Raw genomic sequence first — 15,224 nt, 5'->3', positions numbered from 1 at the left:
TCCTGTCGCCATCAGCTTGGGAGGGCGCATGAGCAGGATTACTTGTTGGGCGACTGGTTTGGTCAGCGAGCCGCGAACGGCCGTGCTGCGCGGCACGCGTGACCGGCGCCTGACCACGGCGCAGCAGCCACGCACGCGGACGCCAGGTCAGGCAAGGCCTTGCATCGCGCTCGCCAGGCGCGTGGCGCCGACGTCCCGGCTCGCGAGCCGACCCACTTGATTCACGAAACGCTGCACGGGATCCTGGCCAGCGTCGCCTGGCCGGCGGCGATCGCCACCGCCTGGGTCGTCGGCGAACTCGCCTACCGTCTGCTGTCGCTGCCGCGAATCAGCAGTTATGGCATCGCCGGTTTTGCGATGGCGGCCAGCCAGGGGGGATTTCTCGACAACCCATCGGGAACGCCGGTCGCGCTGCTCGCACATTTTGCCTTCGGACTGATCCTTTTCGAGCTCGGCTATCGCATCAACCTGCGCTGGCTGCGCGTCAACCCCTGGCTGGCCATCACCGGGGTGGCCGAAGCGGGCGGCAGCTTTGCGGCGGTGTTCATTCTCGCGCAGGCCTTCGCCCTGCCGATGGTGCCGTCGCTGCTCCTCGCCGCCCTGGCCATGGCCACGTCACCGGCAGCGGTACTGCGCGTGGCCAACGAACTGCAAAGCTCCGGCCAGGTCACCGAACGCCTGTTCCACCTCACCGCCTGCAACTGCGTGCTCTCGCTGTTCGTCTTCAAGGCTGTCGTCGGCTACTGGGTGCTGGCCAGCGCTGGCAGCGCCTTCGAGGCGGTGTGGAACAGCCTGGTGGTGATCGGCGTATCGGTCGCCATCGGCGCGGCCTTCGGTGTTGCCGTTCCGGCGCTGCTCCGCCAGCTCGGTAGGATCGACCGCAACGCGACCGTCGCCTTTGCCGCCGCAGCCCTGCTGCTGACCGCCGTGACGCACGCCTTCAAGTTCTCGCCGCTGCTGGCGGCACTGGCCTTCGGACTGGTCGCCCGGCACCGGCGAGCGATTCTCTCGCAGGCGCAACGCAACTTCGGCACCCTCGGCGACCTGCTGACCGTGCTCCTGTTCGTTTTTATCGCCGCCTCACTCGACTGGCAGCAGGTGCGCAACGGACTGACGCTGGCGCTGGCGGTCATCGCGCTGCGTCTGGCCGTCAAGATGGCCGCGACGACGCTCTTCGCCCGTCCCAGCGGCATCACCTGGCGAAAAGGCGCGCTGACCGGACTGGCCATGACGCCGATGTCCGGCCTGGTCATCGTCCTGCTCGAGCAGACTCGCCACCTCAAGCTCTACGCCCTCGATCAGGTGGCCGGACTGGCGGCGATCGTACTGCTGCTTGAAGTGATTGGCCCAATCCTTACTCGCCAGGCGCTGGTCTGGGCCGGCGAAACGCACCCGCGCGAGGGTCGCTGAGCGTGGCCCTCAACGCCTTCAAGGCCAGCGAACCCCTGAGCATGGGAATCGAACTCGAATTGCAGCTGGTCAACTGGACCGACTTCGACCTTTCCGGCTCGGCCAGCGATCTGCTCCACCTGCTCGGTCACCGGACCTTCCCCGGCGACGTCAAGCCCGAGATCACCGAAAGCATGATCGAGATCTCGACCGCCGTGCATCACAGCCACGCCGAGCTGCTCGCCCAGCTGCGCAGCATTCGCGACGCGCTGGTCCGCTCCGGCGACCGCCTCAACGTCGCCGTCTGCGGCGGTGGCACGCATCCTTTCCAGCGCTGGTCCGAGCGGCGCATTTTTCCCAACCCGCGCTTCAATCAGCTTTCGACCCTCTACGGCTACCTTGCCAAGCAGTTCACCGTCTTCGGACAACACATACATATCGGCTGTGCCAGCGCCAATGAAGCGCTCTACCTGCTGCATGCCCTGAATCGCTATGTACCCCACTTCATCGCCCTGTCCGCCTCGTCACCGTTCTTCCAGGGCGTCGACACCCAGTTCGACTCGGCGCGCCTCAATTCGGTCTTCGCCTTTCCCTTGAGCGGCCGTGCGCCCTTGATTTTCGACTGGCGGGAGTTCGCAGAACACTACTTCGCCAAGATGGAAAAAACCGGCGTGGTAAAGAGCATGAGGGACTTCTACTGGGACATCCGCCCGAAACCCGAGTACGGCACGATCGAGCTGCGTGTCTGCGATACGCCGCTCACCGTCGATCGCGCCGCGGCGCTGGCCGCTTACCTGCAGGCGCTCTGCCGCATGCTCCTGCAACGTGATGAAGCGCCGCCGGTCGAGGACGACTATCTGGTCTACAACTACAACCGTTTTCAGGCCTGCCGCTTCGGGCTCGACGGCGTCCTGGTGCATCCCAAGAGCAACGCGAGTCAGCTGCTGCGCGACGACATCCTTGCCACCCTGGTCCGCCTCGAGCCCCATGCCGCGGCCCTGGACAGCGTGGCGGCACTCGATCAGCTGCGCCATGAAGTGATCGGTGAAGGCAACCACGCGAGCCTGCTTCGCCAGCACTTCGCCAACGCCGGCAGCGTGCAGGGAGTGGTCGATGCGGCGGTAACCCTCTTCCGGCGGGGAAGAAGCAGGTAGTCGACCGCCCGCGAAGTGATCGGCGACCGCTTCACCTGCTAGAATCCGCGGTTTCCCTTGCCGCACACTCCCGCCGCCATCATGCCCATGGACTACCTCGAAAGAATTCTCAACGCGCAGGTCTACGACGTGGCAAGCGAAACGCCGCTTGATTTCGCGCCCGGCCTTTCGGCGCGTACCGGCAACCGGATACTGCTCAAGCGGGAAGACCTGCAACCGGTTTTTTCCTTCAAGCTGCGCGGCGCGTACAACAAAATCTTCCATCTCTCGGCGGAGAAGCTGAAACGCGGAGTGATCTGCGCGTCGGCCGGCAATCATGCCCAGGGCGTGGCGCTGGCGGCGGCCAAGGTCGGCTGTCGAGCGGTGATCGTCATGCCGACCACGACGCCGCAGATCAAGGTGCAGGCGGTACGGGCCTTCGGCGGGGAAGTGGTGCTGGTCGGGGAGTCGTTCGACGACGCCTACGCGCACGCCCGCGAGCTGGAAAAGAGCGAAAAACTGAGCTTCGTGCACCCTTTTGACGACCCGGAGGTGATCGCCGGCCAGGGGACGATAGGCATGGAAATCCTTCGCCAGCACGGCAAACCGATCCATGCCGTATTCTGCTGTGTCGGGGGTGGCGGACTGATTTCCGGCGTTGCCGCGTACATCAAGCGGGTCCGGCCGGAGACCAGGATCATCGGGGTTGAAGCCAGCGACGCCGACGCCATGGCGCGCTCGCTGGCGGCCGGCAAGCGCGTGCGGCTCGACCATGTCGGCCTGTTTGCCGACGGTGCGGCGGTCAAATACGTCGGCGAGGAGACCTTCCGCCTCTGCCAGATGTACGTCGATGAAATGGTGCTGGTAAATACCGACGCCATTTGCGCGGCGATCAAGGACGTCTTCGAGGACACCCGCGCGGTCCTCGAACCGGCGGGCGCGCTGGCGGTGGCCGGCGCCAAGGAATACGCCCGCGCGCACAAATTGAAAGACAAGACGCTGGTCGCCATCGCCTCCGGCGCCAACCTCAACTTCGACCGTCTGCGCTTCGTTGCCGAACGCGCGGAACTGGGCGAACAACGCGAAGCCGTCTTTGCCGTGACCCTGCCCGAGAAACCCGGTGCCTACAAGCGATTCGTGTCGTTGATCGGATCGCACAACATCACCGAGTTCAACTACCGCTACAACGACCAGCGCGACGCACACGTCTTCGTCGGCATCCAGGTCGGTTCCCGCGCCGAATCGATAAAGCTCCTCGAACAGCTGCACAGGCACGATTATCCGGCCCTCGATCTGACCGACGACGAAATGGCCAAGGGGCACATCCGCCATCTGGTTGGCGGCCACTCGCCACGCATCAGCAACGAGCTTCTTTACCGTTTCGAGTTTCCCGAACGCCCTGGCGCACTGATGAAATTTCTCAACAGCATGAGCGCGGGCTGGAACATCAGTCTTTTTCACTACCGCAACCACGGCGCCGACTACGGGCGAGTACTGGTCGGCATGCAGGTACCGCCGAGTGAAATGAACGAATTCGAGGACTTCCTGAAGAAGGTCGGCTACGCGCACTGGAACGAGACCAACAACCAGGCGTACAAGCTGTTCCTGGGCTAGTTTCACGCCGCAGACACCCGTAGCGGTGATAGGCTTGGCCGGCAACGCCAGCGGCCTTGACCTCTCACACGCCGCTGTTCGTTCCCGAGCCGGTCCAGACACCGCACACTTTCGAGGAGATCATCGAGATGCCCATGAACATCGTCAACGACGTCACCGGCCTGATCGGCAATACGCCACTGGTCAGACTGCATCGAATCACTGCCGGCATCGAAGGCACCATCGCCGCCAAGCTGGAGTTCTGCAATCCGGCGCACAGCGTCAAGGATCGCATCGCCATGGCCATGATCGACGACGCGCAGGCTGCCGGCCGGATCGGCCCGGAAACGATCGTTCTTGAACCGACCTCGGGCAACACCGGCATCGGTCTGGCAATGGTCTGCGCGGCGCGCGGGATCAAGTGCTGCTTCGTGATGCCGGAAACGATGAGCCGCGAGCGCCGCCTGCTGCTCAAGGCGTACGGGGCCGAACTGGTCCTCACGCCCGGGCCGGACGGGATGGGCGGCGCCATCGGCCGCGCCGAAGCCATGGCCGCCGCCGATTCGCGCTACTACATCCCGCAGCAGTTCGAAAACCCGGCCAACCCGGCCATCCACCGTACGACGACGGCTGAAGAGGTGTGGCGTGACACGCATGGCCAGGTCGACATTTTCGTCGCCGGTGTCGGCACCGGCGGCACGATTACCGGCGTCGGCGAAGTGCTCAAGGAGAGGAAGCCCGGCGTGCAGGTGATCGCCGTCGAGCCCGACGCTTCGCCGGTGCTCTCCGGTGGAACGAAGGGACCGCATCCGATCCAGGGCATCGGCGCCGGCTTCGTGCCGAAGGTGCTCAACACGGCGATCTACGACGAAGTGCTGCGGGTCAGCGCGGACGACGCTTTCGCCACCGCCCGCAGAATGGCCACCGAAGAAGGCCTGCTCGTCGGCATTTCTTCCGGGGCCGCAGTATGGGCGGCGATGGAAGTCGCGCGGCGGCCGCAGAACGCGGGCAAGCTGACCGTCGTCGTCATTCCCTCTTTCGGGGAACGCTACCTGTCGACGGCCCTCTTTGCGGACCTCGAAGTCTGAGTGCATTGTGCCGATGCTGCCGGTGAGTGATTTCTGCTTCGACCGCGTCATCGACCGTCGCCACGGCGACTCGCTGAAGTGGAACCGCTACGCTGACCGCGACGTGCTCCCCCTGTGGGTTGCCGACATGGATTTTGCGGCGCCGCCGGCGATCATCAGCGCCCTTGAAAAGCGCGTCGCCCACGGCTGTTTCGGCTACGCAGAGGCGACCCCGTCGCTGCTCGCTGCCGTCCTCGGGCATCTGCAGCGCGCCTACGACTGGCAGATCGAGGCGGACTGGCTGGTCTGGCTGCCGGGGCTGGTCAGCGGGCTCAACGTCGCCTGCCGCGCGGTCGACGGCGATGTGTTGACGGCGACGCCGGTCTATCCCCCGTTCCTCTCGGCACCCGGCCTGGCCGGCAAGGAACTGGCCACCGCCGCGCTGCAGCAGCTTGGCGGCCGCTGGGTGTGGGATTTCGCCGCCTTGCACAAGGCGGTGACGCCGAGCAGCCACCTGCTGCTCCTCTGCCACCCGCACAACCCGGTGGGGCGCGCCTGGGACGATGACGAACTCGCCCAGATCGCGGCCTTCTGCAAACGCCACCAGCTGATCGTCTGTTCCGACGAAATCCACTGCCAGTTGCTGCTCGACCGACACCTGCGACACCGGCCGCTGGCGACGATCGACGCCGACATCGCGCAGCGCAGCATCACCCTGATGGCGCCCTCGAAAACCTACAATATTCCCGGTCTCGGTTGCGCTTTCGCGGTCATTCCCGACGCTGCGCTGCGGCGGCGCTTCAAGGCGACAATGCACGGCATCGTCCCGCATGTGAATGCCCTGGGCCTGGCGGCAACGGAAGCCGCGTATCGCGACTGCGATGACTGGCAACAGGCGCTGCTCGCCGTTCTGCGCGACAACCGCGACCGGGTGGCAGCGGTACTCGGCGACATCCCGGGTCTGACCGTGAACCAGGTCGAGGCGACCTACCTGGCGTGGATCGACGCGCGCGCCCTCGGCGTCGGCGACGCCGCGGTTTTTTTCGAGAACGCCGGCGTCGGCCTGTCCAATGGCGCTGATTTTGGCCTTCCCGGCTGGTTGCGACTCAATTTCGGGTGTCCGCGCGCGACGCTGGATGCAGCACTCGAGCGCATGCTCAGTGCCTGTTCGGCCTTGCCCGGGCGACTGCCACCGGCGAGAAGCGCATTGCTTTAGTCGAACCGCGCGCCTAGCATGCGAGACTCTGGGTGCCAACAAGGGCAATCGTAGTAAATGGCATTCTCTTTCTTTTCACGCCGGTCCTGGTCTGGCCACGCAGCGATCCTGATCGGCGTCGCCTTGGCCGCTGCGGCGATTACCGGCTGGGTGAGCAGCTCATTGTCGAACGCCGCCCAGGAACGCCTTGAACAACGCTTTCGCCAGGCAGCGGCAACGCGTGCCGACCTCGTCAGGCAGCGGATTGTCGATCAGCTGGACAACCTGACGACCTTGCAACGCCTTTTCAGCAGCGTTGAAGCGGTCGATTGGCGTGCTTTCGAGGCGTTCGCCGGACCAATGGTCGGCGATCGCGGCATTCGCGGTTTTGGCTGGTTGCCCGTCGTCGAGGCGGCTGATCGCGACAACTTCGAGCGCCGCGCCCGCCGGATTTGGGGCAACTCCTTTGCGATCAGCGAACGCAACGCTGAAGGAGCAACGCAGCCGGTAGGCGATCGCCCACGCTATTTCCCGGTCCTCTATGCCGTGCCCTACGAGCCCAATCACCTGGCCATCGGGGTCAATCTGCACGCCGCGTCGAACCGCGGGCCGCTCATCGAGCAGGCGATTGATACCGGCCTGCAGGTGAGCAGCGATCTTGGCCCGCTCCTCATCGACAACCGACAGACCGACACCGTGGTCATCTGCGCACCCGTCTACCGTGGCGGCAAAGTCCCTCCCACCCGCGATCAGCGCCGTGCGGCGATCAGGGGCATCGTCCTCGGTGTCCTGAGCATGAATCAGATGTTCGACGCCGCCAACGCCGGGGATACCGAAACCGGCCTGAACGTCTTCCTGGTCGACCAGACGCGGCCGGAGGAACAGCAGCTGATTCGTGCCTGGACCCCTGCCGGGCAGCCTCCGACGCAGCGCGCAAAGGCGGCGGCGATCAACGGCTACCGAGCCGAGGTCGAGATTGGACGGCGGCTGTGGTCGGTAGAGATAGAGGCTACGCCGGGCTGGCTGGAGCGCAATTATTCGCCGATGGTGCCTTACGTTCCGCTGCTCGGCGCGCTGTTCACCCTGCTCCTGCTGATCTACCTGCACAACGTGCTGAACCGGCGCGCGATGGCCGAGGAACTGGTCCGCGAGCGGACGGCCGACCTCCTCGAACGGCAGAACTCGTACCGGACGCTGGTCGAGAATCTGCCGGTGATCATCAGTCGCTACGACGCTCAGTATCGCCACCTGTTCACCAACGCCTCCTTCGAACGTTCGCTGGGCCTTCAACCAGGCAGCGTTCTCGGAAGGACCGTGCGCGAGGTGTTCGCCGACTTCCCCGATCTGGACGCGGCGCTGATCGAGCGCTGGGAGCGTGCGCTGGCAGCAGTCTACGAAACCAACTGTGCGCAGCAGATCGAGTTCGGTTTTCCGACGCTCCAGGGTCCACGCTTCTTCGACGGCGTTCTGGTCCCGGAACACACCAAACCAACTGGCGAAACAAGCATCCTCGGCATTTTCCACGAGATCACCGAACGCCACGTGGCCGAGGCCTGGGCACGCAAGCTCTCGCTGGTCGTCGAGCAGAACCCGGCCACGATCATCATTACCGATACCCAGGGGCGTATCGAATACGTCAACGACAAGTTCGTCGAAACGACCGGTTATGCAAAGGATGAGGTCATCGGCCAGACGCCGGCGATACTCAAATCAGGACGTACGCCAGCGGCCACCTACGCCGACCTGTGGGCAAAGCTCAAGGCCGGCGACACCTGGCATGGCGAGTTCGAGAACAGACGTCGCGACGGCTCGCTTTATCACGAACGCGCCATGATCGCACCGGTCGAGGACAGTCAGGGTCGCACCACCAGCTTTGTCGCCATCAAGGAGGATGTCAGCGAGTTGCGGCAGATGATCGACCGTCTGCACGAAAGCGAGAGCCGCTTCCGTGGCGTGGTGTCGGCGATGGCCGAAGGGCTGATGCTGTGGTCGCAGGCGGGAAAACTGATCTTTGCCAACCCCGCCGCCGAAGAAATTTTCGCCGACTCGCAGGAAACGTTTTCCGGCGGCGTTTCGCTTGCCGCCGGCACGACCAGGCTGCGCGAGGATGGAACACCTTTTGCCAGCGAGGACTGGCCCTGGGTGATCGCCATCCGCGAAGCCTGCGAAGTGCGCGAAACGGTCATGGGATTGCGCGCCGCCGACGGCAGCGTGCGCTGGATATTGATCAATGCCTCGCCCTTGTGCACCGGCACCGCGACGCAGGCTAACGCCGCCGTAGCCACATTTACCGACATCACCGAGCGCAAGGCCGCGCAGCAACGCGCCGAATTCCTGGCCCACCACGACCCGCTGACAGGGCTGCCCAACCGCCTGCTCCTGCGCGACCGCCTCGAGCAGGCCCTGGCGCTGGCCAGGCGGTCGCACGGCCGCGTCGCCCTGATGTTCCTCGACCTCGACCGCTTCAAGACGATCAACGACTCGCTCGGCCACCCGGTCGGCGACAAGTTGCTCCAGGCCGTTGTCGCCCGGCTCGGCACCTGTTGTTCGCGAATCCGACACCATCAGCCGGCAGGGCGGCGACGAGTTCCTGATCGTCCTCAGGGACGCGGGCGACAGCGAGTCGGTGTCGCGGCTGGCGGACAAGATCCAGCAGCGCATGGGCGAACCGTTTCTGATCGGCCAGCACGCCTTGTCCACCTCGTTCTCGATCGGTATTTCGCTCTTTCCCGACGATGGCGACGATTTCGACAGCCTGACGCAGAAGGCCGACACGGCCATGTATCACGCCAAGCACTCCGGCCGCAACGCGCACCGCTTCTTCACCGAGCAGATGAACGTCCAGGCGGTCGAGCACATGCATCTCGAAACTCGTCTGCGGCGGGCACTCGAGCGTTCCGAATTCGTCCTGCACTATCAGCCGCAGATCGACCTGGCTTCGGGCGCGATCGTCGGCGTCGAAGCGCTGGTGCGCTGGCAGAGCCCGGATCACGGATTGGTTGCGCCGGCCAAATTCATCCCGATTGCCGAAGAGACGGGTCTGATCGTGCCGCTCGGCAAGTGGGTTCTCGGCGAAGCCTGCCGTCAGGCGAGCGCCTGGCAGGCGGCCGGGCTGCCGCCCTTCAGCGTCGCGGTCAACCTTTCCGGCGTGCAGTTCCGGCGCAGCGATCTGCTCGAAACGGTGATCAACTCGCTGGTCCTCGCCGACCTCGACTCGCAATGGCTGGAACTCGAACTGACCGAATCGATCCTGATTCACGACGCTGAAGCAACGCTCGACACTGCCCGCCGCCTGAAGGCGATCGGCGTCAAACTATCCGTAGACGATTTCGGTACCGGCTACTCGAGCCTTGCTTACCTGAAACGTTTCGCGGTGGACAAACTGAAGATCGCCCGCCCCTTCGTCCGCGACCTGGTCAGCAACGCCGACGACGCGGCAATCGTTCGCGCCATCGTCCAGATGGCGCACGCGCTCAAGCTGCGCGCAATCGCCGAGGGTGTCGAGGATGCCGAGGTCGCCGCGCAGCTGCGTCTCTGTCAATGCGACGAAATCCAGGGTTACTGGATAGCGCGCCCGATGCCTGCCGATGCGCTGGCAGCCTTCGTTCTCGGCCGCCAGCCAGCCTAGCGCAACGGCCGGAAGATACCGGCTTCGGTAACCACCGCGTCGAGGGGCTGGTCGTGCGGCTGGGGAACGATGGTGTCCAGCCGGCCCAGTTCGAATCCGACCCCGACGACCAAGGGTCGCGGCGAGAGCAGGGCCAGGGTGCGGTCGAAATAGCCCCCCCCGTAGCCGAGGCGGTAGCCGGCGAGGTCGAAGCCATTCACCGGCAACAACAGCGCCTCGGGAATCAGAAAGTCGCCGCCAGCCGGGGTTGGAATGCCATAGCGATCGGCGAACATGACGCTGTCCGCGGACCAGGCGCGAAATGCCAACGCCTGCTGCTCGTCGATGACCACCGGCAGCAACGCGCTGAAGCCTCGCCTGCCCGCACTGGCCCATTCCTCGATCAACGGCCTGAGATCGGCTTCATTCTTCATCGGCCAACAGAAACCGACGGCCAGCGCCGACAAATGCGGGAAGCCGTCGCGCAAGTGCGCGCAGACGCGGCTGGAGAGTTGCGCGCACTGCTCGGCAGTCAGCGCCAGGCGGCGATCGAGCAGGCTCTTGCGCACTGCGCAACGCGCCGCCAGGCGCTCGCCGGCCGGTCCGTCGACAGCGATTGCAGAGATTGGTCCGGCAGCCATGTGATATGCTCAAAACCGATATTTTCAGGGAAATCCAGCTTACCATGAAGTTTCGCGACACCCTCCGCCACACCATCCTGATCGTCCTCGGCAGCTGGTTTCTGACCCCGCTCGGCGCCGTCGCGACGGACGCAGACGAGCAGTTTCTCGCCGCCCGCAGCGCCGCTCGCAACGGCGACAGAGTCCGCCTCGAGCAACTGGCGGCGACGCTGCAGGGTTACGAACTGGCGGCCTATGTCGATTACTGGCAGCTTCTCCTCGACTTGAAGGAGGCCGATCCGGCGACCGTCGCGGCTTTCCTGAACCGACACCAGAACACCTACGTCGCCGAGAAGTTGCGCACGGACTGGCTCCGACAGACCGGCAAGCAGCAGCAATGGGCGGCCTTCGACGCCGAGTTCCCGGGTCTGCTGCAAGCCCCGGCGCAGGATCTCGCCTGCTATTCGCTGCAGAGCAGGCGCGCACGCGGCGACCCGACCATGCTCGACGATGCCTTGCCGCTGTGGTTGACTCTGCTCGAGCCGCCGGAACCCTGCTACCCGGTGCTGGAGGCACTGATACTCGAAAAGCGGGTCCTCGCCGACGCCGTCTGGGCGCGCATTCGCAACCAGTTCGAGGCCAACAAGACCACTGCGGCGGCGTACAGCATGAACTATCTGCCGCCCAGCCAGACGCCGGACAAGAAGCTGGCGCAAACGATCATCGGCGCGCCGCTGCCCTGGCTGATCAGATTGCCGGGCGATTTTTCCGGCAATCGCATGCAACGCGAGCTGGCCGTCCTCGCTATCCAGCGCATCGCCCGCAACGACCCGCGCATGGCTGCACAGCAACTGCAGCGGATAGCGCCTTCGCTGAACAAGGATCAACTGGGCTGGGCGTGGGCCCAGATCGGCCGCCAGGCGGCGCAGGACCACATGCCAGAGGCCATCGAGTGGTATCGGCAGGCGGGTGACGCGCCACTTTCGGACGACGTGGCGGAGTGGAAGGTCCGCGCGGCGCTACGCGCACAGGACTGGGGCGCCGTGCGCTCGACGATCGAAGCGATGCCGCCGGAACTTGCCGCGCAGCCGGCCTGGATCTACTGGCTGGGCCGCGCCTACCGTGCCGGCGGTCGACTTGCCGAAGCGAATGCGCTGTTTATGAAGATCGCCGGACAACCCGATTTTTATGGCAACCTGGCCAGTGACGACCTCGGCCAGCCGATTGCACCACCACCGCAGGCGTCACCGCCGAGCAAGGAAGAATTGGCCGCCGTTCACGCCAATCCCGGCGTGCAACGCGCACTGGCTTTCTTCCGCCTCAATCTGCGCTCGGAAGCTGTCCGCGAATGGAACTGGGCCCTGCGCGGAATGAGCGACCGGGAACTGCTGACCGCATCCGCGATCGCCTTGCGTGCCGACATCTACGACCGTGCCATTGCCACGGCCGACCGAACGCGCAGTGAACACGACTACTCGCTGCGCTACCTGGCACCGTTTGGCGATCAGGTGCGGCCGGCAGCACGCAACCAGGCGCTCGACGACGCCTGGGTATATGGCCTGATGCGCCAGGAGAGCCGCTTCGTCACCAATGCGCGTTCGGGTGCCGGTGCTTCCGGTCTGATGCAGCTGATGCCGGCCACCGCCAAATGGGTAGCCGGCAAGATTGGTCTCAAGGATTACCACCAGGGCAAGGTCAACGACACCGAAATCAACCTGCTGCTCGGCACCAGCTACATGCGGCTGGTGCTCGAGAGCCTCGACAATCACCCGGTGCTCGCCTCGGCGGCCTACAACGCCGGGCCGGGTCGGGCGCGCAGATGGCGCGCCGACGTGCCGCTGGAAGGGGCAATCTATGCGGAAACGATTCCTTTCGGCGAAACCAGGGACTACGTCAAGAAGGTGATGAGCAATTCGGTCTATTACTCGGCACTGTTCGACGGCCGACCGCAAACGCTCAAGAACCGGCTCGGGGTCATCGCTCCCCGCACCGGCGGCGAAGCCAAGGGCGAGGATTTGCCTTAGAATCATGCTTTCTCGACACTCATTTCACCGGTAGAACGCTATGGAACTCAAGAACGTGCTGTTGATCGGCGGCAGTGGTTTTGTCGGCGGTTGGATCGCCAGCTGCCTTTCGCAACGCGGCGTACGGGTGACGATCGCTACCCGCCACCGCGACAACACCAAGAAGCTGATCATGCTGCCGACCGTCGAGATGGTCGAAGCCAAGGTGAACGATTCACAGGCCCTCGTCGAACTGATGCGCGGCCAGGACGCCGTCATCAACCTGGTCGGCATACTCCACGACAAGGATTCGCGCCTGCCTTACGGCAAGGGTTTCGCCGCGGCACATGTCGACCTGCCGAGGAACATTGTCGCGGCCATGAAACAAAGCGGCGTCCGGCGCCTGGTGCACATGAGCGCGCTGAATGCAGCCGGCGACGGGGCATCGGAGTATCTGCGCTCGAAGGGTGAAGGAGAAGCCGTGGTCGGGGCGGCCATGGACGAACTGGAGATCACGGTATTTCGACCGTCGGTGATTTTCGGCCCGGGTGACGCTTTCCTCAACATGTTTGCCAAATTGCTCAAACTGTTCCCGATTTTCCCGCTCGGCGGCGCCTCCGCGCGCTTCCAGCCGGTCTTTGTTGGCGACGTGGCGAAGGCTTTCTGCGACAGCCTCAACGATCGCAACACCTTTGGCCAGACTTACGACCTCTGTGGTCCTAAGGTCTACACGCTGCGTGAGCTGGTCGAGTACACGGCCCAACTGGTCGGCAAGCGCCGGCGCATCATCGATCTAGGCAACGGCGGCTGGGCCTACCTGCAGGCCGGCCTGCTGTGGCTGCTGCCAAACCCGCCGATGTCGCCGGACAACCTGCGTTCGATGGACGTAGACAGCGTCAGCGATGGCGCACACGACTATCCTGGTTGGCAGCCAACAGCCCTGGAAGCCGTGGCCCCGACCTACCTGTCGCCAGCCGAGCAGGGGCAGGTTCGCCTGGATCGCTATCGCCTCCGTGCCGGTCGCTGAGCTGGCTGGCGCGCCGCGCTAAGCGCCGGCCAGCGTCCTGATGGAGATCTTCACCGTCGGCGGCGCCATCCGCGACGAACTGCTCGGCTTGCCGGTTCAGGATCGTGATTACGTCGTCGTCGGCGCCTCACCCGAGGAGATGCTCGCCCGCGGCTTCAAGCCCGTCGGCAGGGATTTCCCGGTTTTCCTGCACCCGCAGTCGCACGCGGAATATGCGCTGGCGCGGACCGAACGCAAGACGGGCCGCGGCTACAAGGGCTTTGCTTTTCGCGCCGCACCGGAAGTCAGCCTGAGTGAGGATCTGGCGCGCCGCGACCTGACCATCAACGCCATTGCGCGCAGTGCCGATGGGATGCTCATCGACCCCCATCGCGGTGTCGATGATCTCGCCGCGCGCGTACTGCGCCACGTCGGTCCGGCCTTCGTCGAGGACCCGGTGCGCGTCCTTCGCCTTGCCCGCTTCGCCGCTCGCTTCACCGCTTTTACGGTAGCCCCGGAAACCGTGGCCCTGGCGCAAGAAATGGTCGCCAGCGGCGAGCTCGACCACCTGGTCCCCGAACGCGTCTGGCAGGAACTGGCCAAGGGTCTGCTGGAAGAAAAACCGTCGCGGATGTTCGACGTACTGCGCGAATGCGGAGCGCTGCGCCGACTGCTGCCCGAACTGGACCGCCTTTACGGCGTACCGCAACGCGCCGAGATGCACCCGGAAATCGATACCGGCGTGCATGTCATGATGGTCGTCGATCAATCGGCGCAGCGCGGCTGCACGCTACCGGTACGCTTCGCCGTATTGCTCCACGATCTCGGCAAGGGCGAGACGGCTGCTGCCGACTTGCCACGCCATCCGGGTCACGAAGCGCGCAGCGTCGAACTGGCGAGCGCGGTGTGCAAGCGCCTCAGAGTACCGATCGAGTGCCGGGATCTGGCGCTCCTCGTCGCACGCCATCACGGCGACGTACATCGCGCCGGGCAACTGGCGACGGCAGAGATCGTCAGGCTGCTCGAAAACACCGACGCCTTGCGCCGCCCCGAGCGCTTCGAGCAGCTGCTCGAAGCCTGCACCTGCGACTTTCAGGGTCGCCTGGGCTGGCAGGACGCCGGCTATCCAGCAGCGCCACTTCTTCGCCAGGCCCTGCTGCTGGCACGCGGCATCGATGCCGCGGCGATTGCCGGCAGCTGCCCGGAACCCGCCGAGATTGGCGCGCGGATACACGCCGCTCGCGTGGCCGCGCTGGCACCACTCGTGAAGCCCGGGGCAGAGACCGCGCCTGTGCAGCGCACGTAGTCGGCCCGAGCCTGCCAGCAGGCCGCCAGCAGCGCGAGCGACGCCGGGGACACTGGCAAGGCCACCGGCAGTGGCGGGGCGGCTTCAGAGGGTCCGGCTGCGGTCGCCGCTGGCAAAGCCGAGCAGTGGCTCGGCAATACCCTTGCCAAGCGCCATCACCTTGAACAGCTCGCCCATTTCCGCCGGTGAAACCAGCTTGTTGGCGGCACTGGCCAGGGGCAGGTAGCGCCGCGCATCACTGCTTGGCGTTCGTGCGAGAACCGCAGCCAGGCCACAGTCGAGGAGGAAGCTCGACTGCGTGCTGT

10 protein-coding genes and 2 pseudogenes are annotated in these 15,224 nt (G+C 65.0%); 10 read left to right on the top strand and 2 right to left on the bottom strand.

All coding sequences use genetic code 11. From position 1 onward, the window contains the following. The first annotated feature begins 159 nt into the window (after positions 1-159). From QZ613_RS00065 to QZ613_RS00030, 7 genes and pseudogenes are all read left to right on the top strand, one after another. Complete coding sequence (locus tag QZ613_RS00065; protein ID WP_291981184.1) at positions 160-1,410, top strand: cation:proton antiporter; 1,251 nt, start codon at positions 160-162, stop codon at positions 1,408-1,410. 2 nt (positions 1,411-1,412) lie between these two features. Continuing rightward, positions 1,413-2,543 carry a YbdK family carboxylate-amine ligase gene (locus QZ613_RS00060; protein WP_291981182.1) on the top strand — a complete coding sequence of 377 codons (1,131 nt, stop codon included), beginning with the start codon at positions 1,413-1,415 and terminating at the stop codon, positions 2,541-2,543. Positions 2,544-2,624: 81 nt separating this feature from the next. Further along, positions 2,625-4,136 (top strand): threonine ammonia-lyase, biosynthetic, encoded by a 1,512-nt coding sequence (gene ilvA, locus QZ613_RS00055; protein ID WP_043570855.1) that lies wholly within the window; start codon positions 2,625-2,627, stop codon positions 4,134-4,136. A 134-nt stretch (positions 4,137-4,270) separates the two neighbouring features. Then, the gene (cysK, locus tag QZ613_RS00050; protein ID WP_043570852.1) at positions 4,271-5,203 is read left to right on the top strand and encodes a cysteine synthase A; all 933 of its coding nucleotides are present in this window, start codon (positions 4,271-4,273) and stop codon (positions 5,201-5,203) included. Positions 5,204-5,216: 13 nt separating this feature from the next. After that, positions 5,217-6,398 carry a PatB family C-S lyase gene (locus tag QZ613_RS00045; RefSeq protein WP_043570843.1) on the top strand — a complete coding sequence of 394 codons (1,182 nt, stop codon included), beginning with the start codon at positions 5,217-5,219 and terminating at the stop codon, positions 6,396-6,398. A gap of 57 nt (positions 6,399-6,455) precedes the next feature. Continuing rightward, positions 6,456-8,870: pseudogene (locus tag QZ613_RS21005) on the top strand (PAS domain S-box protein); the annotation flags it as partial. Positions 8,871-8,898: 28 nt separating this feature from the next. Next, on the top strand, positions 8,899-10,005 hold the full coding sequence (locus tag QZ613_RS00030) for an EAL domain-containing protein (RefSeq protein ID WP_291981177.1): 1,107 nt from the start codon (positions 8,899-8,901) through the stop codon (positions 10,003-10,005). On the opposite strand, the gene QZ613_RS00025 is transcribed toward QZ613_RS00030, so the two are convergent. Beyond that, positions 10,002-10,625 (bottom strand): 5-formyltetrahydrofolate cyclo-ligase, encoded by a 624-nt coding sequence (locus tag QZ613_RS00025; protein WP_043570841.1) that lies wholly within the window; start codon positions 10,623-10,625, stop codon positions 10,002-10,004. The two genes, QZ613_RS00030 and QZ613_RS00025, sit on opposite strands and share 4 nt — an antisense overlap. Before the next feature lie 44 nt (positions 10,626-10,669). Here QZ613_RS00025 and QZ613_RS00020 point away from each other — a divergent pair, with 44 nt between their 5' ends. Genes QZ613_RS00020 through QZ613_RS00010 form a run of 3 tightly spaced genes read left to right on the top strand, consistent with a single transcriptional unit; the run spans position 10,670 to position 14,919 of the window. Then, positions 10,670-12,628: a lytic transglycosylase domain-containing protein gene (locus QZ613_RS00020; protein WP_291981175.1), complete on the top strand. Its 1,959-nt coding sequence runs from the start codon at positions 10,670-10,672 to the stop codon at positions 12,626-12,628. A 40-nt stretch (positions 12,629-12,668) separates the two neighbouring features. Then, on the top strand, positions 12,669-13,634 hold the full coding sequence (locus QZ613_RS00015) for a complex I NDUFA9 subunit family protein (RefSeq protein WP_291868174.1): 966 nt from the start codon (positions 12,669-12,671) through the stop codon (positions 13,632-13,634). Between the two features lie 40 nt (positions 13,635-13,674). Continuing rightward, entirely contained in the window at positions 13,675-14,919 is a 1,245-nt protein-coding gene (locus QZ613_RS00010) for a multifunctional CCA addition/repair protein (RefSeq protein WP_291981172.1), read from the top strand. Between the two features lie 84 nt (positions 14,920-15,003). Here the strand turns inward: QZ613_RS00010 and QZ613_RS00005 are convergent. Continuing rightward, a pseudogene (locus QZ613_RS00005) lies at positions 15,004-15,224 on the bottom strand (class I SAM-dependent methyltransferase); the annotation flags it as partial.

The sequence above is a fragment of the Candidatus Accumulibacter sp. ACC005 genome (assembly GCF_907163215.1).
GTDB classification, from domain to species: domain Bacteria; phylum Pseudomonadota; class Gammaproteobacteria; order Burkholderiales; family Rhodocyclaceae; genus Accumulibacter; species Accumulibacter regalis.
This window is presented reverse-complemented; position numbering and strand designations above follow the sequence as displayed.

What these genes read in the sequence shown, in the direction of transcription:
- ilvA (WP_043570855.1), top strand. Translation starts at nt 2,625, where the DNA reads ATGCCCATGGACTACCTCGAAAGAATTCTCAACGCGCAGGTCTACGAC.
- cysK (WP_043570852.1), top strand. Translation starts at nt 4,271, where the DNA reads ATGAACATCGTCAACGACGTCACCGGCCTGATCGGCAATACGCCACTG.
- QZ613_RS00045 (WP_043570843.1), top strand. Translation starts at nt 5,217, where the DNA reads ATGCTGCCGGTGAGTGATTTCTGCTTCGACCGCGTCATCGACCGTCGC.
- QZ613_RS00025 (WP_043570841.1), bottom strand. Translation starts at nt 10,625, where the DNA reads ATGGCTGCCGGACCAATCTCTGCAATCGCTGTCGACGGACCGGCCGGC.
- QZ613_RS00020 (WP_291981175.1), top strand. Translation starts at nt 10,670, where the DNA reads ATGAAGTTTCGCGACACCCTCCGCCACACCATCCTGATCGTCCTCGGC.
- QZ613_RS00015 (WP_291868174.1), top strand. Translation starts at nt 12,669, where the DNA reads ATGGAACTCAAGAACGTGCTGTTGATCGGCGGCAGTGGTTTTGTCGGC.
- QZ613_RS00010 (WP_291981172.1), top strand. Translation starts at nt 13,675, where the DNA reads ATGGAGATCTTCACCGTCGGCGGCGCCATCCGCGACGAACTGCTCGGC.